The following is a 21,143-nucleotide window of genomic DNA, read 5'->3' as shown; positions in this document are numbered from 1 at the left end:
GATTCGGCCCCGCTGCAATGGGCTGCCGGAATCCGCGTACGAACCCTCCGGATCCGTCCCCCGCGCAAGGCGCGCGGAGAGGGGGGAGCGCCCCATGCTCCCCCATGCGCCGGTGGCTCGCTCCGTGGCGCGCGTCCCTCGTGAAGGTGAGTTGAGACCTCTTCGAGACCTGACACCTTTGGCAGGCCCGTGCGGGACGATCAGGGGCAGCTACCCCTTGAACCGTTCAACTCCCTTGCATTCCAAGGTCATTGACCCTCTTCCGCCATGCAGAAACGTGCCTGTCAACGAGTGAATATGCGCCCCTGCTACCCACCCTCATGAGCCCTACTATCGGCTCGCCATGACAGCAGCAGGGAAGCACCAGGTGAGCCGAGCGGAGACCGCACGCCGGGGCAACCGGCAGAGTCGAGCGGGCATCAGAGACGTCGCCGCCGCCGCCGGTGTCTCCATCACGACTGTCTCCGACGCCCTCAACGGCAAGGGTCGGCTGCCCGACGCCACCCGACGCCACGTCCGCGAGGTCGCAGAACGGCTGGGCTACCGCCCGTCCGCCGCGGCCCGCACCCTCCGTACCGGCAAGTCCGGCCTCATCGGCCTGACCGTGACGACGTACGGGGATGAACCTTTCACCTTCACCGAATTCGCCTACTTCGCCGAGATGGCCAGAGCCGCCACCTCGGCCGCCCTCGCCCGGGGCTACGCCCTGGTCATCCTGCCCGCCACCTCCCGCCGCAGCCCCGTCGACGTGTGGTCCAACGTCGCACTCGACGGCACCGTGGTCGTCGACCCCTCCGACCACGACCCCGTGGTCAGCGAGCTGGTCCGACAGGGCCTGCCCGTGGTCTCCGACGGCCGCCCGGCAGGGTCCCTGCCGGTCACCGCCTGGGTCGACAACGACCACGAGGCCGCGGTCCTGGAGATCCTCGACCACCTGGCCGCCGCCGGCGCCCGCCGGATCGGCCTCCTCACCGGCACCACCACGGACACGTACACCCACCTGTCCACGACCGCGTACCTGCGCTGGTGCGAACGCGTCGGCCAGGACCCCGTCTACGAGTCCTATCCCGCACACGACCCGTGCGCGGGCGCCGTCGCCGCCGACCGGCTGCTCGCCAGACCCGACCGGCCCGACGCCGTCTACGGCCTCTTCGACCCCAATGGCACCGACCTGCTCGCCGCCGCCCGGCGGTACGGCCTGCGCGTCCCCGACGACCTGCTGCTCGTCTGCTGCAGCGAATCGACGGTGTACGCCACCACGGAACCGCCCATCACCACGCTCTCGCTCAAACCGCGGCGCATCGGCACGGCCGTCGTCCAGCTCTTGATCGACGCCATCGAGGGCCTCGATTCGGGCCGTCCCGTCGAGCAGGTGATACCGACCGAACTGATCGTGCGCACCTCGTCCGAGCGACGGCCCCCGCGCACGACGGTCAGCCCGCCCCGCTCGCCCGGCTCCGGCTGATCGCTCCCGCCCGCCATCCCCGACGCGGGCAGAGGTAGGCGTCCAACCCGCCACCAGCGGGGAAACCTCTGCCCAATTCGGGAGAAAAGCGCGGCGAATCGTGCTCCGGCACCGATTCACCACCCCTGGTGCACCACACAGCGGGAGCCGCATTCCTATGATGGGCGGACGACACCGCGGGCCGCTGCGACCAAGCAGTCCGATCTCGGTGCAGATGCGGCGCAATGGTGGTGGAGGGGTCGATGACTCAGGGGGCCGGTCAGGGACCCGATGTGCGGACGGCGACGCTGCGCGACTTCCGCGTTCCCGCGTACATCCATGAGACGACCGGACCCGCCCCGGCGAGCCCCGGCGCACCGGTCGCCGCGCCGGACGAGGGATACACCCCGACCCAGCGCGACCTGCCGGTCATCAACCGCGGCGACACCGTCCAGGTGCAGGTCATGCCGGAGCCCCCGCAGCCGCGGGCGAGCGAGGAGTACGGCCCGCTGTTCGTCGTCGGCGACGTCCACGGTTACCTGGACGAGCTCGTCGCGGCCCTCCAGGAGCAGGGCCTCCTCGACGCCGAGGGCAACTGGTCCGCGGGGAACGCGCGCCTCTGGTTCCTCGGCGACTTCACCGACCGCGGGCCCGACGGCATCGGCGTCATCGACCTCGTGATGCGGCTCTCCGCGGAGGCCGCCGCCGCCGGTGGCTACTGCAAGGCGCTCATGGGCAACCACGAGCTGCTCCTGCTCGGCGCAAAACGCTTCGGCGACACCCCGGTGAACTCGGGCGCCGGCACCGCCACCTTCCAGGCCGCCTGGCTCCTGAACGGCGGGCAGAAGACCGACATGGAGCGCCTGGAGGACCACCACCTGCAATGGATGGCCCGCCTCGACGCCATGGAGGAGGCCGACGGCCACCTGCTCGTGCACTCCGACACGACCGCCTATCTGGATTACGGTGACTCGATCGAGGCGGTGAACGACACCATCCGGGAGACCCTCACGCGCAACGACGCGGACGAATGCTGGGACCTCTTCCGCAAGTTCACCAAGCGCTTCGCGTTCCGCGACGAGTCGGGCCCCTCCGCCGTGCGCGAACTCCTCGACATGTACGGCGGCACGCGCATCGTCCACGGTCACAGCCCCATCCCCTACCTCCTGGGCGACGTCGGCTCCGAGGACGAGTCGGACGGCGCGGGACCGGTCATCGAGGGCCCGCACGTGTACGCCGACGGTCTGGCCATCGCCATGGACGGCGGAGTGACCATGGCCGGAAAGCTGCTGGTCTGCCAACTCCCGCTATCTGTCTGAGCGTTAAACAAGACACCGCCCCCCTACACGATCACGCTGGCCAGGGGGGCAATTTCCGGAAACCCCCTGTCACCGCGTGCCGTCACGGCTCTACCATCGGCTTATCCGTAGCAGGCTCCCCTCCGTTTCTGCCCAACGGCTCGTAGCCATGCGAGCCTCAGCCCTACGGAGCATCGGGGGATGCACATGAACAGCGCTCCACACCTGCTCAATGAGGACCGCCCCGAGTACGAGCGGATCCTCGACGAGGCGCTGCGCACCGCACCTGACCGTCCCGAACTCGCCGCAGTGGGCCGGCGGCTCAACACCGAACAACTGCGCACCATGGCCCTGAACGCGACAGCACTGATCACGGCCGCGGCCGCGGCCGAGTACGCGCACTACGTGAAGGTTCGCGAGGAGTTGCGCGAACCTCGACCGACATCCACCTCGATCCGCGAAGGGAGCGGACAGAGCGCCGCGGAGTCGGGCTCCGGCGGCGTCGGCCTCGCCACCACGATGGGCGAGGTCGCCGAACCGGCGGCAGCGGCGGGCGCCGGAGCGATCGCCGTGGTCGCGGTCCTCGCCCCCGTCCTCGCGGGCACGGCCGCCGCGATCTTCCTGCTCGTCGGCTACATCCTGAAGATGCTCAACCCCGAGCCCGCCTTCGCGGACACCCTGCTCACCGCGGGATGGCTGTTCGGCGCGCTCACCGCGGGGGGCATCCTGGTCGCCGCGGGCGGTCTGCTCCTGACCGCCCTGCGCAACGGGTCCACCTCGCTCCCGGCGGGGCTCCACGGCGAGCGGCACGAGGAGGTGTCCCGAGCCAGGGAAGACTGGGGCCGGGCGCTCCTCGAGCGGGGCGTCGTGCCGTTCCTCCGGGAGGCCCTGACGGAGCCCGGCGGCACTCCCGCCGGTCGTACGCCGTCGGGGAAGTCGAGCGGCGCAGGCGCCAACAGCCGCATGCCTCAACTCGGCTATCACAGGCCGGGGTTCAGCAGCCCGGACGGCGGCCCGGCGGGACCGCGCCCGAGCTACTCGAGCCCCGACTTCTCCAGCCCCGACTTCGGCGGTCCCGACCACAAGCCGGAGTAGCGGACCGGCCGAACCGAACCGCTTCGGGGCTGTACCACCGCTTCGGGGCTGTACCACCGCTTCGTGGCCCCGCCGCCCATCAGGGGCGGGACCACGGAGCCATGGGTCACGGGTGCCTCAGTCGGCGATCGGCAGGTAGACCCGGTTGCCCGCGGCTGCGAACTCCTTGGACTTCTGCTCCATGCCCGCCTCGATGTCCTCGGAGCCGAGGTCGCCGCCGTGCTGGCGCCGGATGTCCTGCGAGATCTTCATCGAGCAGAACTTCGGCCCGCACATCGAGCAGAAGTGCGCCGTCTTCGCGGGCTCGGCCGGCAGCGTCTCGTCGTGGAACTCCCGCGCCGTGACCGGGTCGAGGGCCAGGTTGAACTGGTCCTCCCACCGGAACTCGAAGCGCGCGTCCGAGAGTGCGTCGTCCCAGTCCTGTGCGCCGGGGTGACCCTTGGCGAGGTCCGCCGCGTGCGCCGCGATCTTGTACGTGATGACGCCGGTCTTCACGTCGTCGCGGTTGGGCAGGCCCAGGTGCTCCTTCGGCGTGACGTAGCAGAGCATGGCCGTGCCCCACCAACCGATCATCGCGGCGCCGATGCCGGAGGTGATGTGGTCGTAGGCGGGCGCGATGTCCGTGGTCAGCGGGCCGAGCGTGTAGAACGGCGCCTCCTCGCAGATCTCCTGCTGGAGGTCGATGTTCTCCTTGATCTTGTGCATCGGGACGTGACCGGGGCCCTCGATCATCGTCTGTACGTTGTGACGCTTGGCGATCGTGTTGAGTTCCCCGAGCGTCCTGAGCTCCGCGAACTGCGCCTCGTCGTTGGCGTCCGCGATCGAGCCGGGGCGCAGGCCGTCACCGAGCGAGTACGTCACGTCGTACGCCGCGAGGATCTCGCAGAGCTCCTCGAAGTGCTCGTAGAGGAAGCTCTCCTTGTGGTGCGCGAGGCACCAGGCGGCCATGATCGAACCGCCGCGCGAGACGATGCCGGTCTTGCGGCGCGCGGTGAGCGGTACGTACGGCAGGCGCACGCCCGCGTGGACTGTCATGTAGTCCACGCCCTGCTCGGCCTGCTCGATGACCGTGTCCTTGTAGATCTCCCAGGTCAGTTCCTCGGCCTTGCCGTCGACCTTCTCCAGTGCCTGGTAGAGCGGGACGGTACCGATCGGCACGGGAGAGTTGCGCAGGACCCACTCGCGGGTGGTGTGGATGTTGCGGCCGGTGGAGAGGTCCATGACCGTGTCGGCGCCCCACTGGGTCGCCCAGGTCATCTTGTCCACCTCCTCCTCGATGGAGGAGGTGACCGCGGAGTTGCCGATGTTCGCGTTCACCTTCACCAGGAACTTCTTGCCGATGATCATCGGCTCGATCTCCGGGTGGTTCACGTTGGCGGGGATCACCGCGCGGCCCGCGGCGACCTCTTCCCGCACGATCTCCGGGTCCATGCCCTCGCGGATCCCGATGAACTCCATCTCGGGCGTGATCTCGCCGCGCCTGGCGTACGCGAGCTGCGTCACCGCCTGTCCGTCGCGGCCGCGTCGCGGCTGGCGGGGGCGGCCGGGGAAGACCGCGTCGAGGTTCTTGAGCCCGCCGCGGGGCGAGGTGTGCTTGATGCCGTCGTCCTCGGGGCGCGGCGGGCGGCCCACGTACTCCTCCGTGTCGCCGCGGGCGATGATCCAGTTCTCCCGCAGCGGCGCCAGTCCGCGGCGGACGTCGGTCTCGGCCGACGGGTCGGTGTACGGGCCCGAAGTGTCGTACAGGGTGACGGCCTTGCCATTGGTGAGGTGCACCTGGCGGACCGGCACACGCAGGTCGGGGCGCGAACCCTCGACATACGCCTTGTGCCAGCCGATGGACTTCCCGGCCTCGTCGCTCTGGTTCTGCGTCGAGGCAGGCGTGCGTGCGTCCGATGTGGTCATGAGACCTACTCCCTACGCCGGCATTACCCGGTAACAGGTTCGGCGGTCGACGCAGCGAATCCCGTACGGCTCGTGCACTTTTTGTGCCGCTTCGTACGGAGGTCAGCGCCCTCTCAGCCCGGTGCTCCGAGCTCCCGCGATTGCAAAGGTGGCTCCACGCTAGCGTCATGTCGGGCGCGCTGAACAGAGGGCCCCTCCCGTTCTTGCGATGATCGGGCAGTGACCACCACAGAGCCGCCGCCCCCGCAGCCCCCGCAGCCGCCCGTCTCCGGGACGCCTCCGGAGGGTCATGGACACGGCCACGGACACGGGCATTCGCACAGCCACGGCCCGGCCGCACCGGTCTCCCGGCACCTGCGCAAGGTCATCGCCGCCGTACTGATTCCCTTCGCCACCGCGGTCGTCGTCGGCCTGGTGGTGCTCTGGCCCGGTGGCACGCCGAGCCACGAACGCACCGGCGTCGGCTTCGACCGGCAGACCCAGTCGGCGAAGGTCACGAAGGTGCAGGAGCTGCCTTGCAAGGACCTCAGCCCCTCGCAGACCCCGCCCAACGGCGACACCTCCACCGCCGAGGGCCAGTCCGCGCAGTCCACGGCGACGGGCACCTGCAAGAAGGCGACGGTCGAGGTCGCGAGCGGCGAGGACAAGGGCCGCACCTTCACGGAGATCATCCAGCCGGACTCGCCGCGCCAGCTGAAGCAGGGCCAGGAGGTGGTGGTCGCCTACGAGCCCAAGGCCCCCGAAGGGCTGCAGTACTCCGTCACCGACGTGAACCGCAAGATCCCGATGGCGCTGCTCGCCGGCATCTTCGCGCTCGCCGTCGTCGTCGTGGGCCGGCTCCGCGGCGTGATGGCTCTGGTCGCCCTCGCCATCAGCTTCATGGTGCTCACGTTCTTCATCCTGCCGGCGATCCTCCAGGGCTCGAATCCCCTGGTCGTGGCGGTCGTCGGGGCGAGCGCCATCATGCTGATCGCGCTCTATCTCTGCCACGGCCTGACAGCCAGGACCTCGGTCGCGGTACTCGGCACGCTCATCTCCCTCCTCCTCATCGGCCTGCTCGGCTCGCTCTTCATCGGCTGGGCCGCACTGACCGGCAACACGGACGACAACACCGGTCTCATCCATGGCCTGTATCCGTCCATCGACATGAGCGGTCTGCTCCTCGCGGGCGTCATCATCGGCTCGCTCGGTGTCCTCGACGACGTGACGGTCACCCAGACCTCGGCGGTCTGGGAGCTGCATCAGGCCAACCCGACGATGGGCTGGCGCGGCCTGTACCGCGCGGGCATCCGCATCGGCCGCGACCACATCGCCTCGGTCGTCAACACCCTCGTCCTCGCCTACGCGGGTGCCGCCCTGCCCCTGCTGCTCCTCTTCTCCATCGCCCAGTCCAGTGTGGGCACGGTGGCCAACAGCGAGCTGGTCGCCGAGGAGATCGTGCGCACCCTGATCGGCTCCATCGGCCTGGTCGCCTCGGTACCGGTGACGACCGCGCTGGCCGCCCTGGTCGTCTCCGCGGACCGCTCCAGCTCGCCCGTGGGCGCCGCGGCGGGCGGTGCGGGCGGGGCGACCCGGGCTTCCCGCGGCGGGAAGGGCCGACGCCGCAAGCGTTAGCGTCGGCTCGCGAAATGCACCAAAATGCCGTCAACCCTGGCCCGTTGAGCCAGCGGGTCAACCCGCGTTCTGCTCCTCCGCGAGGATGCGGTCGAGCGTCTCGTCGAGGTGCGCCTCGAAGTCGGCGAGCGCCCGCTCCTGCCCCAGCGGCACCAACTTGTCCGTACGGTCGAGGAAGGCGAGCAGCGGCGGGATGCCCACCCTGAACAGCGCCTGATCAGCGCCGACCTGAAGCCTGATCAGGGCCTCGTCCAGCATCAGGGAATCGGTGGGCTCGACGCGCACATCCCCGTCCCCACATGGCCTGCCCACCCCGTCGATCAACAGCTCCCGCCCGAAGGCCCAGGTCACCGGGGCGTCCCCCGGCAAGTGAAACGTCAGCCGCACGGCATAGGGATCCCCGAGCTCGTAGCGCAGCTCCACCGGGATGCGAAACGACAGCTCCTCGGAAACAAGGAAGCTCATCATGACCTCTGCCTGAACCGTCTCGCCCATCGCGCCCTACCCCGTCACTTGGCCCCTGGGGCCATCGAGTCGCCAGGAACCAGCTCCCTGACACCCCTCGCATCTTGCTTAACGTGAGCACCAGATCACAAGGAGTGAGTTTTCAGATGCTGATAGAGAAAGCGAGTGTCCCTAGTAGCTTTCCGATCTCCCGCTGCAACTTCTCGGCTGCCGGAAGCAGTCGGTCGGCCTGCGCGGAGGGGACGGAAATGGCCATGGTCGCCGCGGTGTCGCCGGCCATGATCGGGACGGCCGCGCACAGGGTCCCGAGCGCGTACTCCTGACGCTCCACGACGGGCCGCATGCGCTCCATCGAGTCGAGCCGCCGCAGGAGCGTGCGGTCGTCCCGGACCGAGTAGCGCGTGATCGACTGGACCGGGTAGCGATCGAGGTGGTCCTGTCGTGCCTCGTCGTCGAGCTGGCCCAACAGGCACTGCCCGATGGCGTGGGCGTGTCCGGTCTCGCGGAAGTCCGCCCACTCCTCGACGGCGGGGTTGCCCGGGGTGTCCGCGACGGACACGACGTCGATCTCCCCCTCTCGATAGACGGCGAAGTACACGGGGACGCCCAGGGTGTCGCGCAGGTGGGCCAGGGACTCGTTGATGCGTGCGCGCCGATTCTGCTGTGCTCCGCTGCTGCTCAGCCGCTCGGCTGCCTCGCCGAGCACGAACAGACCCTTGTCCCTGCGCAGATATCCCTCGTGGGTCAGGGTGCGGAGCAGGTGGTAGGCGGTGGGGAGCGCGAGGCCCGCTTCCCTCGCCAACTGCTTTGCGGGTGCCCCGCTCTGGTGCGAAGCGGCGGCTTCCAGGAGCCGCATCGCCCGCTGCACGGAACCGATGAGGGTGGGGCCGACGGCGGGGTCGGTGCTGGTGTCGACCGATGAGCTGGTGGTGTCGACCGCGGCCAAGGTTCACTCCCGAAGCGCGTGGAAGCCCGCCCGTGCCCGGGTAGCGAGGGAAGAGCGGTGCACGTACGTACGCCCGTCCGCGGGGATCGACCCCCACGTCGGATTCCGGACTCTAATCCTCGGCAACCGTCCTACGGCGCCCCACCGGGAAACTTCCCCCGCCCGAGGGAACTCTCACGAAAATTCACCAGTCCGTGCGCGACGAGGACGAGCCGGATATGAACTTCCGTACGACATAGATGAGTCCGCCGACCAAGGCCACAAATATGAGCGCCTTGAAGAGCAACCCGACCACGAATCCGACCACGGTCGCAATCAAGCTGCCGAACACGACGAGTGCGACGACCGGAACGGCCACCCACTTCACCCACCACGGCATTCCCGCAAAGATCTCCTTGGTTGCCATCGTCCTTACCTCACTCCGCTCTGTTTCCTGAATCTCCGCAGGTTCCCGGCTTCTTGCATTCGATGCTAGAGCGCCGAAGGGCTCCGCGGGGGCCTCGGAGCCCTTGTCCCCCCCTGATCCGACCCCTAGGGAACCCCGAGGTCGCAGCCCTGATGAGGTCAGCCTGCGGGGGGAGGGGAACGGGCTGGGGAGGGGGAGGAGGAACGGGCTGCGGTGGGCGCGGCAGAGCGGTCAGGACTCCGGGGGAGAGAACACCACGAGCACCCGCAAGTCCTCGCTGATGTGGTGGAACTTGTGGGCGACACCGGCCGGCACATAGACGACGCTGCCCCGCGCCACCTGCGTCGTCTCCATGCCGACGGTGATCGCCGCACGGCCGCTGACGACCATGTACACCTCGTCCTGCCCGTGCGGCTGCTGCGGATCGGTGTCCCCGGCATTGAGCGCGTACAGCCCGACCGACATGTTTCTCTCGCGCAGGAACTGCAGATACGCGCCGTCGTTCGCGGCACGCTCCGCCTCCAGCTCGTCCAGTCGGAAAGCCTTCATCGCCTTCGTACACCCCTTGCTGGTGACCGTGTTGCCGCTGCTCGCCCGGGCTGCCCGCCCGTGGCTTCTCGCGGTCCTTGGTGGGTCTTCGCGGGCCGACCGTTCCCGGCCCGTGTCTGCCACGATCAGACACATGAAGAATTTCGTAGTCAAGACGATCGCCAACGCCGCGGCCCTGGCCGTCGCCGTATGGCTGCTCGACAAGATCACTCTGACCGGGGACAGCACGGGCAAGAAGGTCGGCACGCTCATCGTCGTCGCCCTGCTCTTCGGACTGGTGAACTTCCTGGTCAAGCCGTTGGTGAAGGTCCTCACCTTCCCGCTGTTCATCCTGACCCTCGGCCTGATCACCCTCGTGGTCAACGCCCTGATGCTGCTGCTCACCTCGTGGCTCGCCGACAAGCTCGACGTCAGCTTCCACGTCGAGGGCTTCTGGACCGCCGTTCTGGGCGGCCTGATCATCTCGATCGTGTCCTGGGCCATGAACGTCGTCCTGCCCGACGACGACTGATCGAGCAGCCCGGGGCGTGTCCGAGAATGGTGGAGGCGTCGAGCGAAGGCCTGCTCGACGCTGTACGTGCAGCAGTGGAAAGGCGGGCGGCATGACGGAATCGGGACGCGTGGACGGCAGCGGAGCCGGTATCGGTGACGGCGGCGGAGCCGGCGTCGGCCACGTCAGCGGAGCCGGTATCGGTGACGGCACGCGGGCCGTCCGGGTCGGGCTGCCCGAGCCGGTGAAACACGAGCCGACGCTTCCGGGACCGGTCTTCGCCGCGCACTTCCACCTGCCGGGTGACCCCACGGGCGGCTACGCGTACGGGCGCGACGAGAACCCCACCTGGACGCATCTGGAGCGGGCCATCGGCGAGCTCGAGGCTCCGGACTCGGAGTCGGACGTCGAGACTCTCGTCTTCGCCTCCGGCATGGCGGCGATCTCGGCGGTCCTGTTCTCCCAGCTGCGCGCGGGAGACGTGGTGGTGCTGCCGGACGACGGCTACCAGGTCCTTCCGCTGGTCCGCGAACAGCTCACGGCGTACGGCATCGAGGTGCGCACCGCCCCGACGGGCGACGACGCGCAGCTCGACATCCTGGACGGCGCCAAGCTGCTGTGGATCGAGACGCCGTCCAACCCCGGCCTCGACGTGTGCGACGTGCGGCGGCTCGCCGAAGCGGCGCACGCGCGTGGCGTGCTGGTGGCGGTCGACAACACCCTGGCGACGCCACTCGGCCAGCGCCCTCTCGAGCTCGGCGCGGACTTCGCGGTGGCCAGCGGCACCAAGATGCTCACCGGTCACGGCGACATCCTCCTGGGGTACGTCGCCTGCCGTGACGCGGAACTGACGGCGTCGGTGCGGCGCTGGCGCAAGATCGTCGGGGCGATTCCGGGCCCGATGGAGGCCTGGCTCGCGCACCGCTCGCTGGCCACGCTGCAACTGCGTGCCGACCGGCAGAACGCGAACGCCCTCGTCCTCGCCGAGGCCCTGCGCGGGCGCGCCGAGGTGACGGGGCTGCGTTATCCCGGGCTGCCCGACGACCCCTCGCACCAGGTGGCCTCGCGGCAGATGCGCCGCTTCGGGTGCGTGCTCTCGTTCACACTGCCCACGCGCGCGCGTGCCGAGCGCTTCCTCGAAGCGCTGCGACTGGTCGACGACGCGACGAGCTTCGGCGGTGTGCGGTCGACGGCCGAGCGCCGTGGACGCTGGGGCGGCGACGCCGTTCCGGAGGGCTTCATCCGCTTCTCCGCGGGCGCCGAGGACCCCGACGACCTCGTGGCGGACGTGCTGCGCGCGCTGGACGAGGCGGCCGCAGCGGACGGCTGACCGGCAGCGGCGTCCTCGCGCCGTCCGGCGAGGTTGCCGATCGGCGCGGGGCACCCGCCCCGGCTACGTACAACGAACGGCCCGAGCCTCCCCCCTCGTGGCTCGGGCCGTTCCGGTTCTGCGCGCGAAGAACCGCGCCAACTAGGCTAGTTGACTCTGTGTCAGTGTCCAATCACAGTAACGACAGAAAGCTATCGGCATATTTATAGTTGGGCGCACCCTGTGGGCACGAAGGGGAGGCGCGTCGCCATGGACCTGGCCCTGCTGCGCACTTTCGTGACGGTGCACCGGGCCGGGTCCTTCACGCGTGCCGCAGCTCTTCTGGGGCTCTCCCAGCCCGCGGTCACGTCACAGATACGCACGCTGGAGCGGCAGTTGGGGCGGCCCCTTTTCCTGCGACAGGCCCGTGGGGTGACTCCCACGACCATCGGCGACGAACTCGCGCACAAAGCCGCGCCCCATCTGGACGCCCTGGTCGAGATCGCCGAGACCGGACTCGACGAGGACTCGTCCGTACGCACCCTCCACCTCGCGGGCCCCCCGGAGTTCACCGCCGAGCGTGCCCTGCCCGCGCTCACCGCCCTGACCGGCCAGGACGGCCACAGCCACGCCCTGCGCGCCTCGTTCGGCAATGCGGAGGAGGTCCTGGAAGGACTGGCCGCCGGCCACCACGACCTGGCCATCGCCACGGTCCGGCCCCGCGGTCCGCTGCTCACCACGACACCGCTCTGCGACGAGGAGCACGTCCTGGTCGCGGAGGAGCGGTGGGCGGCCCGTGTCGCGGCCCGTGCCGAAGGCGGCGGGCTGCGACACCGGACAGCGGCGTCGTTACGGGACATCCCCGTGGTCGAAGTCCACGAGTCACTGCCGTTCGTCTCCCGCTACTGGACCGCCGTCTTCGACGCCCGGCCCACGGCGTCGGGCGCCGTCATCGTGCCGGATCTGCGAGCTGTCCTCGCCTGCGTGACCGCTGGTGCCGGTCTCGCCGTTCTGCCCCGCTACCTGTGCGCACCAGCCCTGGCACGCGGCGACATCGTGACTCTGCTCGACCCCGCCGTACCCCCTTTGCGTACGTACTTCTTGGCAGTGCGCACCGGGACACTCGTCATGCCGCACATTGCGCGGGCGCACGAGTGGTTGGTGCGTGCCGCCGTCGACTGGGCTTGATGGGGGGCGCGGCTGGTTCACGATGTTTCACGTGGAACAGTCCGGGCCACATTTCCCCCATGACCGTCCGACCCGTGGTCAAGCGCACCGCACGCGCCGTCCTGCTGGACGGCGACGACCTGATTCTGATCAAGCGCAGCAAGCCGGGCGTCGATCCGTACTGGATCACACCGGGAGGCGGGGTGGAGGCAGAGGACGACTCCGTCGTCGACGCACTCCATCGTGAGGTGCACGAAGAACTCGGTGCCAAGATCACCGACGTCGTACCGTGCTTCGTCGACACCGTCGAGCACATCGGCGAGGACGGCGGCGCGACCGGCGTCAAGGTGCAGCACTTCTTCGTCTGCCGCCTGGAGTCCATGGACCTCGACCAGCGGCACGGCCCCGAGGTCGAGGAGCCGTGCGGCGAGTACGAGATCGTGCACGTGCCGTTCACCAGAGTCGGCATCGCATCGGTCCACCTCGTGCCGCTGTCCCTGCGGCACTACTTGGACGGCAACATCGAGGGCGTCCGCGCGATGCACGCCCCCGATCTGGGCTAGGACCGCCTAGTCCGAGGCCACCAGTTCCTCTACCGAGTCGTGACGGATCCGGCCCTCCGGGATGCCGATGTCCCGCAGGGCGTCCACTCCGTTCCGGATCATGCCGGGCGGTCCCGAGAGGTACGCGTCGTACTCGTTCCACGGTCCGTACTCACGTACGGCGTCCGGCAGTTGTGCCCGCTGGTCGACGATCGGCCGGACGGCGAGCCAGGGGTGGGACTGCTGAAGGCGGAGCATCGTGTCGATGTCGTACAGGTCGTGGTCGGTGCGTGCTCCGTAGAAGACCTCCATGGGGCGCCGTCTGCCGTGCTCGGCGACGTCCTCGACGAGGGCCTTGATGGGGGCGATGCCCGTGCCGCCGCCCAGGCAGAGAAGGCCGCTGTCGGTGGTGTGGTCGACGGTCATCGAACCGGTAGGCGGGCCCAGCCGCAGGATGTCGCCGGGGCGGGCGTGGTGAACCAGGGCGTTGGAGACCCAGCCGGCCGACACGGCCTTGACGTGGAAGGAGAGCAGCCCGTCCGGGCGCGGGGCAGAGGCGAAGGAGTAGTGGCGCCAGACCCGGGGCCACCAGGGGGTCTCCAGGCTGGTGTACTGCCCCGCGAGGAACGGGTACGGCTGGTCGGGCCGGACCGTGACGACAGCGATGTCAGGCGTCCTGAGGTCGTGCGAGACGACTTCGGCGAACCACCAGGCGGGGGCGCGCATCTCGTCCTCGGCAGCCGCGTCGATCATGGTCTGGGAGATCGTCGTGTACGTCCGGACCCAGGCGGCCTCGGTCTCCTCGTCCCACGTCGTACTCGCGTACCGGCTCAACGAGCCGATCAGGCATTCGCCGACGGCCGGGTAGTGCTCGGCCTGGGTGCCGTACTTGCGGTGTCCGCGCCCGAGGTTCTTCAGGTAGGCGACGAGCACGTCGGTGTGGTCGATGTGCTCGGCCGCGGTCAGCAGCGCCTTGAGGATGCGGTCCCGCTGGGTGTCCATCGCCGCGGGGAACAGGGCGCGGAGCTCCGGGTGACGGGTGAAGAGCAACGCGTAGAAGTACGACGTGACCTTGTCGGCGACAGGCGCGATCTCGGCCATCGTGCGCTGCACCAGCAGGGCATCGGCGGAGGCCTTCCGTGCCGGCTTCGCCTGCTCGACGGATATCGGGGGCGCGGTGGACTGCGCGTGCGGGGGCGGCGCCTGGTGCTGAGACGCTTCCGGACCGGTGGGTATTCGCTCGTCCTCCGGCCCCTTCGGCGGCTTGCGCGGAGTGAACCAGCCGCTTCCGTCTCCGGACGTGCCGTCATCGGCCGACGTGGTGGTCGGAGCGTCCATGTTGTGCCTCGCCTCGAACATCTCTCGGTCGGTCTGGGCACTCCCTGACGGAAGCTGCCTGCTGTCCCCGCTCTGCGCCAGTTGCCGCTCTGCGCCTGTCCTCGCTCTTCTGCCTCGATGGCCGATATGGCCACATTGAACCCCGGCTCCCCGGACCCTACGGACAAGTAGGTGGAGAATGTGACATTGGCCGCAGTCCCCTCATCGCAGCATCCCATTGCTCGCAGCCGCGTCAGCCGCATAACAGGAAGTACGGGTTCTGGATCTCTCTGCCCCGTTAGGCTTCATTCACCTGCGCGCCGCGCTCCGGAGTGTGGAGGGACCCACCCGGCGCGGACCTTGATCGACCATACCGGCAGCCGCCGAACGCACAAGTCCCTCTCCCCTGGGCCCCGAATTCGCGGGGCTCGCCTGCCAATTGCCTCAATTACCGGTCGTGCCGGACCAATTCGTACGCCTTACGCAGATCACGCCCGACATAAGAGTGGGTGGCCAGGCTCACCAGCCGTTGATCCGCATTGACGGCCACCGATAGCGGCACCGCTCCGAACAACTCCAGGTCGGAAAGCGAGTCCCCGTACGCGACGCAGTCGCTCCTGTCCACCCCGAACTCTTCACAGAGACGGTCCGCGATCTTCACCTTGGCCGCGGCGTCGAGAATGCCCGTCGGATTCACGGGTTCGGTGAACGGCACGGCCGGGAAGAGCGACCCGTGCGCGGCGTGCGCACCCCACCCGGCGAGCCGCTCCACGAAGAAGGACGGCGAGAGGGAGATCACCGCGCAGTAGTCTCCGCCGTCACGGATCTCGGCCCAAGTCTCCTGGATGCCGTCGAGCCAGGGTGCCCCCTCGAAGGCCGCCGTCACGTGCGCCTCCGTGAGCTCCGCCCACAAGGCGTGCACCCGCTCCGCGTACTCGGGCGATCCCAGATGCCCCGCCACGAACTCGCGCTCGAGTTCGGCGATCTCCGTGTCCAGACCGAGTTGTCGCGATATCTCCACCGGGGCTGCCGTGCCGTGCAGCAGCGTCCCGTCCAGGTCGAAGAGGTGTAGGCGTGCCATGTGGCCGAGGCTAGTGCCCGTGGCTACCGCTCGTCGGCGTGTTTCACGTGAAACGAGAAGCTGAACCGTGGCCGAAAGCTACGTGCTTCTGCCCACAAACGGCTGGACGCCGAGGATGTACGTCAGACAGCCTGGCCCGCGTGTCGACACCTTCCCTCTCCGCACCGCCCATCCGCCGACTGACCCCCCGCGATCTGCAGGTCTGCGCCGATCTGTCCGAGGACCGGGGCTGGCCGCGTGAAGAACACAAGTGGGGCCTGTTGCTGTCGGCCGGAACGGGCTACGGCATCGACGCCCCTGACGGCAACGGCCTCATGGGTGCCTACGTAGTGACCCAGTACGGCCCTCCCGGGCGCCCCGCCCTCGCGGCGATCGGCATGGTCCTCGTAGCCGAGCGGTACGCCCGCCAGGGCATCGGACGCAGACTGATGCGGAACGCCGTCGACGAGGCGGGCTCCACCCCTCTGACCCTCCACGCGACCCCGAACGGCCGGCCTCTCTACGAACAGCTCGGCTTCAAGGTGATCGGTCGGGCCGAGATGGTCATGGGGCGCTTCACCCCGGCGGGCGGTCCAGGAGCTCTGCCCGCTGTCGCCACCCGTCCGGCCACCGCGGAAGACCTGACTTCCATCCTTCGGCTCGACACCGAGGTCTTCGGCCACGACCGCATGCATGTGATCACCAGACTCCCCGCCTTCACGGACCAGCTGCGGGTCGCGGAGGCCGACGGAGAAGTCATCGGATACGCGGGGGCCTGGCCCAACATGGCAACTCACGTCGTGGGCCCGCTCGTCGCACGGGACACCGAGACCGCGAAGGCCCTCATCGCCTCCCTCGGCGCCGGTACCGACCGGCCGCTGCGCACCGACATCGACGTACGGCACGAGGAGCTGCTGGCCTGGGTGAAGGAGAGCGGCCTGGAGACCGTCGCCTTCAACGCCGTGATGGCATACGGCGTGCCGGAGCTGCCGGGTGACTGGACGCGCCGTTTCGCACCGCTGACCGTCGCGGCGGGTTGACCCACCGCGGACCGCGAACCACTGCAGACCGCGAACCACGGACCACCGCAGAAAGGCCCGCTCCCGGCGTTGCCGGGAGCGGGCCTTCTCGTACGCCCGTACGCGTACGCCTCGGACCGACTACACGAGGGTCTCGACGGCCGCCGTCGCGAAGCCGTGGTCCTGCTCGGGCGCGCCGCCGCCGACGCCGACCGCACCGATCAGACGGCCGTCACGGTGGACGGGGACGCCGCCCGCGATGAAGAGCAGGGGGCGGTCGAGCGCGGTGGGCAGGGTGTGGAAGAGGCCACCGGGCTGAACCGCGTCGACCAGATCGGCGGTCGGGGCGTTCAGCTGGAGGGCGGTGTACGCCTTGCGGGTGCTGGTCTCACCGGAGATCAGGACGGCCCGGTCGTCGCGCCGGAAGGCGAGGAGGTGGCCGCCCGCGTCAAGAACGGTGACGCTGACCGTGACACCGGCTTCCTCGGCTGCCCGGCGGGCCGCGGTGACGAGGGCCTCGGCGTCCCCGATGGTCAGGGGGGCGACGGCGGTGGGGTTGGTGGTGCTCATGAGGGGGTTCTCCTTGCGGGGTTGTGCTTGGGGGCTTGAAGGGGGATGGGGGATGGGCGCCCAGGGGATTGGGGGTAGGCGCCCAGGAGGTTGGAGGCAGGCGCCCAGGGGGCTGGGTGCCTGGGTCAGTGGTGGACGGGTGTCCGCTGCTCGACAGGGGCCACGCTCGCCACAGCCGGGGCGGGGGGCGCCGGGCGACGCTCCAGGGCGGCCGACACGAAGGCCAGGACGAGGGCGGAAGCGGCGAGCACCGCGCCGACCCAGTTGGGGGCGGTGTAGCCGAGGCCCGCGGAGATGACGAGGCCACCGAGCCAGGCCGACAGCGCGTTGCCCAGGTTGAAGGCGCCGATGTTGACGGCCGAGGCGAGCGTCGGGGCGCCCGATGCGTGGTCCAGGACGCGCTTCTGCAGCGGCGGCACCGTGGCGAAGCCCAGCGCTCCGATCAGCAGCACCGTCACGGCGGCCGCGACCTTGTTGTGCGCGGTGAGGGTGAACAGGGCGAGGACCAAGGCGAGGGAGCCGAGCGTCACGTACAGCATCGGCATCAGCGCACGGTCCGCGAACCGGCCCGCGACGAGATTCCCGCCGACCATGCCGAGCCCGAAGAGAACGAGCAGCCAGGTGACGGAGGAGTCCGCGTAACCGGCGACGTCCGTCATCATCGGCGTGATGTAGGTGATGGCCGCGAAGACGCCGCCGAAGCCGAGCACGGTCATCGCCATGGCGAGCAGCACCTGTACGTTGCGGAAGGCGCCGATCTCGTCGCGCAGCCGTACGCCTTCGGGCTTGGGCAGGTCCGGTACGAGCCGGGCGACGCCGAACAGGCCGACCACGCCGAGGGCGGCGACGATCACGAAGGTGATCCGCCAGCCGATGGCCTGGCCCACGAGCGTGCCGAGCGGCACGCCGACGACGTTGGCGACCGTGAGGCCGGAGAACATCATGGCGATCGCTCCGGCCTTCTTCTCGGGTGCCACCAGCTCGGCCGCGACGACCGAGCCGATGCCGAAGAAAGCGCCGTGGGCGAGGGAGGCGACGACGCGGCCTGCCAGCATCACGCCGAAGACGGGAGCCACGGCGGAGAGCAGGTTGCCGACGACGAAGAGGCCCATCAACAGCATGAGCATCCGCTTGCGCGGGATCCGCGTGCCGAGGGCGGTCATCAGGGGGGCGCCGAGCACGACGCCGAGGGCATAGCCGGTCACGAGGAAGCCGGCCGTCGGGATGGAGACACCGAAGTCACCCGCGACCTCGGGAAGCAGCCCCATGATCACGAACTCGGTGGTTCCGATTCCGAAAGCCCCGATCGCGAGGGCCAGAAGCGCGAGAGGCATGGATCTACCTTCCAGACGATTGCAGGTGCGCTTAACGTGCGTCCACAATAGTTGCAGACGCGGGCTATATGCAACCGCCGGATATTGCACCGGTGGACTACCCTGGGTGCAGCCGCTCCGGGACGGAGGACCAAGAGCCATGACAGCGACAGACCCCGCACTGACCGCGCTCGCCCAAAGCTGGTGCGCCCTCTCCCTGCTCCACGGGAAGATCGAGGCCCACGTCGAGCGCGCCCTGCAGGCCAAGCACGGCCTGAGCGTGCGGGAGTACGGCCTTCTGGACGTGCTCAACCGCCAGCACGACGGCGAAGGGGGCCATCTGCAGATGAAGCAGGTCGCCGACGCCGTGGTGCTGAGCCAGAGCGCGACCACGCGCCTAGTGACCCGGCTCGAGGAGCGCGGTCTGCTGGCCCGGTATCTGTGCCCCACGGACCGTCGCGGCATCTACACCGACGTCAGCGAGGCCGGTGCCGCGCTTCTCGCCGAGGCGCGTCCCACGAACGACGCGGCCCTGCGCGAGGCGCTCGACGAGGCGGCACGGAACCCGGAGCTCGCCCCGCTGGTCAACGCCGTCGAAACGCTGCGCGCGTAGAGGGCGCGCTGTGCGCGCACAGGGTCCGTACTGTGCGCGCATAGGCTGGGTCGCATGGGAGATCTTGAGATACGCCCCGCCATCGCCGCGGATCTGCCCGCCATCGTGGGCATGCTCGCCGACGATCCTCTGGGCGCGACACGTGAGTCGCCGGACGACCTCGCTCCGTACGTCACGGCGTTCGAGCGCCTTGACGACGACCCCAACCAGCACCTGGTCGTCGCCGAACGCGAGGGCCGCGTCGTGGGCACGCTCCAGCTCACGATCATTCCGGGGCTCTCCCGGAAGGGCGCCACGCGCTCGATCATCGAAGGCGTGCGCGTGCATGCCGACGAGCGGGGCAGCGGGCTCGGCACGCAGTTCATCGAGTGGGCCGTAGCGGAATCCCGGCGTCAGAACTGCCAGTTGGTGCAGCTGACGTCCGACGCCACGCGTATCGATGCCCACCGCTTCTACGAGCGACTCGGGTTCCAGGCATCGCACGTGGGCTTCAAGTTGCCCCTCTGAGGCTGCGATCCACCGCGATCGGCTTATGGCCGGGGCCTGTTTCACGTGAAACAGGCCCCGGCCTCCGGTCCCTAGCCCTCAGCCCTTATCTCTCAACCCTCTTCCGCGAGTCGATCGAGAGAACTAGAAGCCGCGCCATCCCTGCGGGTCCACGCCGCCCGGGATCGGCGCTCCTTCGTCGTACGGCTTGCGGGTGAAGACGAACGACCCCAGGTCAAGGTGGCTCACCGATCCGTCGGGGCGCCGCACTGCCTTCAACAGCTCCCCCGCGTAGTACCCGTTGAGCCCCGTCCAGGTGCCGTCACCGTTGGGCCGGAACCGGGCCTGCCGCCCCCACCCGGACAACGGCCCCAGCTCCACACCGCCATCGGCCGTCAGGCGCAGCACGAGCACCTGAGTCCCCCAGTACCAAGGGCCTGCCAGCTCCAGCACCTTCTGGTCGACTTCGGGCAGCGGCCGCCACGGCTCGGGAATCCGGGGCTCGGCCTCGGAGAGGATCTTCACCAGGTCGATGGCCAGCGCCGCCACCGGCGGCCCGGACGTGCAGTTGGCGAGCGCGACCGCGGCCACCCCGTCCGCCTCACTCACCCACAGGGCGGCCAGGAAGCCCGGCAACGACCCGCCGTGCCCCGCCAGGCTGCCCTTGTCCCACCGCAGCAGGTCCACCCCCAGGCCGTACGCCCTGTCCCATTCACCCGTCGGCAGCGGCGCCGACGGAGTCCGCATCTCCCGTACGGAATCCGCACCGAGAACCCGGTCGTCACCCACGACCAGGAAGTGCCCGAACCGCACCAGGTCGGCCGTCGTGGACCACAGCTGTCCGGCCGGAGCCATCAGGCCCAGGTCCTCGGCGGGCTCCGGCATCATCACGTCCGCCCACGGGTGCACGGCCCAGCCGCCGGCGTGCGGAGCCTGCGGCTGCGCACTGGTACGGGTCAGCCCCAGCGGTTCGAGCACTTCGCGGCGCAGCACGTCCTCCCAAGGGGCGCCCCGCAACGTCTCGACGAGTGAACCCAGGAGCGTATAGCCGGGGTTGGAGTAGTGGTGGCGCCTGCCGACGGGGTGCTTGAAGGGCTCCTCACCGAGGACATCCGAAAGCTCCGGGCGGGTCGTCCCCGGTGTGCGCTCCCACCACTCCCCGGGTGTCTCCGCCGCCAGCCCACCGGTGTGGGCGAGGAGTTCGGCGATCGTGGCCTCGCCCGCTCCGGTGCCCGGCAGGTGCTTCTCCAGCGGGTCGTTGAGATCCAGTACGCCCTCGTCGCGCAGCCGCATCACGAGTACGGCCGTGAAGGTCTTGGTGATCGAACCGATGCGGTACTGGACGTTCTCGTCCGGCTCGTGCCCGTCCACCATGCTGCGGCCGCCGGCCCAGACCAGTTCGCCGTCCCGGGCCACCGCGGCCACCAGCGAGGGGGACCGGCCTTCCGTCTGAGCGGTGGCGAGGCGGTGCAGCAGGGCGCGGCGGGTGGAGGGGAGCAGCTCTTCACGAGGTGTTGTCATGGGTCCAGTTCACC

21 protein-coding genes and 1 riboswitch are annotated in these 21,143 nt (G+C 69.4%); of the genes, 11 read left to right on the top strand and 10 right to left on the bottom strand.

Features of this window, described 5'->3' with window-relative positions:
* The first annotated feature begins 343 nt into the window (after window positions 1-343).
* The 3 genes from DEJ48_RS19755 to DEJ48_RS19745 all read left to right on the top strand — a co-directional run bounded on the left by DEJ48_RS19755 (window position 344) and on the right by DEJ48_RS19745 (window position 3,837).
* The gene (locus tag DEJ48_RS19755; protein ID WP_055565761.1) at window positions 344-1,465 is read left to right on the top strand and encodes a LacI family DNA-binding transcriptional regulator; all 1,122 of its coding nucleotides are present in this window, start codon (window positions 344-346) and stop codon (window positions 1,463-1,465) included.
* 242 nt (window positions 1,466-1,707) lie between these two features.
* On the top strand, window positions 1,708-2,763 hold the full coding sequence (locus DEJ48_RS19750) for a metallophosphoesterase (protein ID WP_150217467.1): 1,056 nt from the start codon (window positions 1,708-1,710) through the stop codon (window positions 2,761-2,763).
* 180 nt (window positions 2,764-2,943) lie between these two features.
* The gene (locus DEJ48_RS19745) at window positions 2,944-3,837 is read left to right on the top strand and encodes a hypothetical protein (protein WP_150217466.1); all 894 of its coding nucleotides are present in this window, start codon (window positions 2,944-2,946) and stop codon (window positions 3,835-3,837) included.
* 117 nt (window positions 3,838-3,954) lie between these two features.
* On the opposite strand, the gene thiC is transcribed toward DEJ48_RS19745, so the two are convergent.
* Window positions 3,955-5,742, bottom strand: a complete 1,788-nt coding sequence (thiC, locus tag DEJ48_RS19740; RefSeq protein WP_055565764.1) for a phosphomethylpyrimidine synthase ThiC — start codon at window positions 5,740-5,742, stop codon at window positions 3,955-3,957.
* Window positions 5,735-5,890, bottom strand: a riboswitch (TPP riboswitch). Its footprint overlaps the gene before it by 8 nt.
* 71 nt (window positions 5,891-5,961) lie before the next feature.
* On the opposite strand from thiC, the gene DEJ48_RS19735 reads away from it, so the two are divergent.
* Entirely contained in the window at window positions 5,962-7,356 is a 1,395-nt protein-coding gene (locus tag DEJ48_RS19735; protein ID WP_150217465.1) for a YibE/F family protein, read from the top strand.
* A 57-nt stretch (window positions 7,357-7,413) separates the two neighbouring features.
* On the opposite strand, the gene DEJ48_RS19730 is transcribed toward DEJ48_RS19735, so the two are convergent.
* From DEJ48_RS19730 to DEJ48_RS19715, 4 genes are all read right to left on the bottom strand, one after another.
* On the bottom strand, window positions 7,414-7,851 hold the full coding sequence (locus DEJ48_RS19730; RefSeq protein ID WP_150217464.1) for an SsgA family sporulation/cell division regulator: 438 nt from the start codon (window positions 7,849-7,851) through the stop codon (window positions 7,414-7,416).
* 112 nt (window positions 7,852-7,963) lie between these two features.
* Window positions 7,964-8,677: an IclR family transcriptional regulator gene (locus DEJ48_RS19725; RefSeq protein WP_190538018.1), complete on the bottom strand. Its 714-nt coding sequence runs from the start codon at window positions 8,675-8,677 to the stop codon at window positions 7,964-7,966.
* A 274-nt stretch (window positions 8,678-8,951) separates the two neighbouring features.
* Complete coding sequence (locus tag DEJ48_RS19720; RefSeq protein ID WP_150169850.1) at window positions 8,952-9,173, bottom strand: DUF5326 family protein; 222 nt, start codon at window positions 9,171-9,173, stop codon at window positions 8,952-8,954.
* Between the two features lie 231 nt (window positions 9,174-9,404).
* Complete coding sequence (locus DEJ48_RS19715; RefSeq protein WP_055565768.1) at window positions 9,405-9,722, bottom strand: cupin domain-containing protein; 318 nt, start codon at window positions 9,720-9,722, stop codon at window positions 9,405-9,407.
* Between the two features lie 133 nt (window positions 9,723-9,855).
* Here DEJ48_RS19715 and DEJ48_RS19710 point away from each other — a divergent pair, with 133 nt between their 5' ends.
* The 4 genes from DEJ48_RS19710 (at window position 9,856) to DEJ48_RS19695 (ending at window position 13,251) form a co-directional block, all read left to right on the top strand.
* Window positions 9,856-10,233 carry a phage holin family protein gene (locus DEJ48_RS19710; RefSeq protein WP_150217463.1) on the top strand — a complete coding sequence of 126 codons (378 nt, stop codon included), beginning with the start codon at window positions 9,856-9,858 and terminating at the stop codon, window positions 10,231-10,233.
* A 91-nt stretch (window positions 10,234-10,324) separates the two neighbouring features.
* Window positions 10,325-11,542 carry a cystathionine gamma-lyase gene (locus DEJ48_RS19705; RefSeq protein ID WP_150217462.1) on the top strand — a complete coding sequence of 406 codons (1,218 nt, stop codon included), beginning with the start codon at window positions 10,325-10,327 and terminating at the stop codon, window positions 11,540-11,542.
* A 249-nt stretch (window positions 11,543-11,791) separates the two neighbouring features.
* Entirely contained in the window at window positions 11,792-12,709 is a 918-nt protein-coding gene (locus tag DEJ48_RS19700; RefSeq protein WP_150217461.1) for a LysR family transcriptional regulator, read from the top strand.
* Window positions 12,710-12,768: 59 nt separating this feature from the next.
* Window positions 12,769-13,251: an NUDIX domain-containing protein gene (locus DEJ48_RS19695; RefSeq protein ID WP_150217460.1), complete on the top strand. Its 483-nt coding sequence runs from the start codon at window positions 12,769-12,771 to the stop codon at window positions 13,249-13,251.
* A gap of 6 nt (window positions 13,252-13,257) precedes the next feature.
* On the opposite strand, the gene DEJ48_RS19690 is transcribed toward DEJ48_RS19695, so the two are convergent.
* Both DEJ48_RS19690 and DEJ48_RS19685 read right to left on the bottom strand, forming a co-directional pair.
* Window positions 13,258-14,568 carry a globin domain-containing protein gene (locus DEJ48_RS19690; RefSeq protein ID WP_223832106.1) on the bottom strand — a complete coding sequence of 437 codons (1,311 nt, stop codon included), beginning with the start codon at window positions 14,566-14,568 and terminating at the stop codon, window positions 13,258-13,260.
* A gap of 427 nt (window positions 14,569-14,995) precedes the next feature.
* The gene (locus DEJ48_RS19685) at window positions 14,996-15,628 is read right to left on the bottom strand and encodes an HAD family hydrolase (RefSeq protein WP_150217458.1); all 633 of its coding nucleotides are present in this window, start codon (window positions 15,626-15,628) and stop codon (window positions 14,996-14,998) included.
* 140 nt (window positions 15,629-15,768) lie between these two features.
* Here DEJ48_RS19685 and DEJ48_RS19680 point away from each other — a divergent pair, with 140 nt between their 5' ends.
* Complete coding sequence (locus tag DEJ48_RS19680; RefSeq protein ID WP_150217457.1) at window positions 15,769-16,647, top strand: GNAT family N-acetyltransferase; 879 nt, start codon at window positions 15,769-15,771, stop codon at window positions 16,645-16,647.
* Between the two features lie 120 nt (window positions 16,648-16,767).
* Here DEJ48_RS19680 and DEJ48_RS19675 read toward each other — a convergent pair whose 3' ends face one another.
* Window positions 16,768-17,196: a GlcG/HbpS family heme-binding protein gene (locus tag DEJ48_RS19675; RefSeq protein WP_150217456.1), complete on the bottom strand. Its 429-nt coding sequence runs from the start codon at window positions 17,194-17,196 to the stop codon at window positions 16,768-16,770.
* Between the two features lie 125 nt (window positions 17,197-17,321).
* Window positions 17,322-18,530, bottom strand: coding sequence for an MFS transporter (locus DEJ48_RS19670; RefSeq protein ID WP_150217455.1), 1,209 nt, complete (start codon window positions 18,528-18,530; stop codon window positions 17,322-17,324).
* 139 nt (window positions 18,531-18,669) lie between these two features.
* Between DEJ48_RS19670 and DEJ48_RS19665 the strand changes: the two genes are divergently transcribed.
* Both DEJ48_RS19665 and DEJ48_RS19660 read left to right on the top strand, forming a co-directional pair.
* Window positions 18,670-19,122: a MarR family winged helix-turn-helix transcriptional regulator gene (locus DEJ48_RS19665; RefSeq protein ID WP_150217454.1), complete on the top strand. Its 453-nt coding sequence runs from the start codon at window positions 18,670-18,672 to the stop codon at window positions 19,120-19,122.
* Window positions 19,123-19,176: 54 nt separating this feature from the next.
* Entirely contained in the window at window positions 19,177-19,629 is a 453-nt protein-coding gene (locus DEJ48_RS19660) for a GNAT family N-acetyltransferase (RefSeq protein ID WP_150217453.1), read from the top strand.
* Between the two features lie 123 nt (window positions 19,630-19,752).
* Here DEJ48_RS19660 and DEJ48_RS19655 read toward each other — a convergent pair whose 3' ends face one another.
* Window positions 19,753-21,129, bottom strand: a complete 1,377-nt coding sequence (locus DEJ48_RS19655; RefSeq protein WP_150217452.1) for a serine hydrolase domain-containing protein — start codon at window positions 21,127-21,129, stop codon at window positions 19,753-19,755.
* Window positions 21,130-21,143 lie beyond the last annotated feature (14 nt).

It is taken from the genome of Streptomyces venezuelae (genome assembly GCF_008642315.1).
Classification (GTDB): Bacteria; Actinomycetota; Actinomycetes; order Streptomycetales; family Streptomycetaceae; genus Streptomyces; species Streptomyces venezuelae_D.
This window is presented reverse-complemented; position numbering and strand designations above follow the sequence as displayed.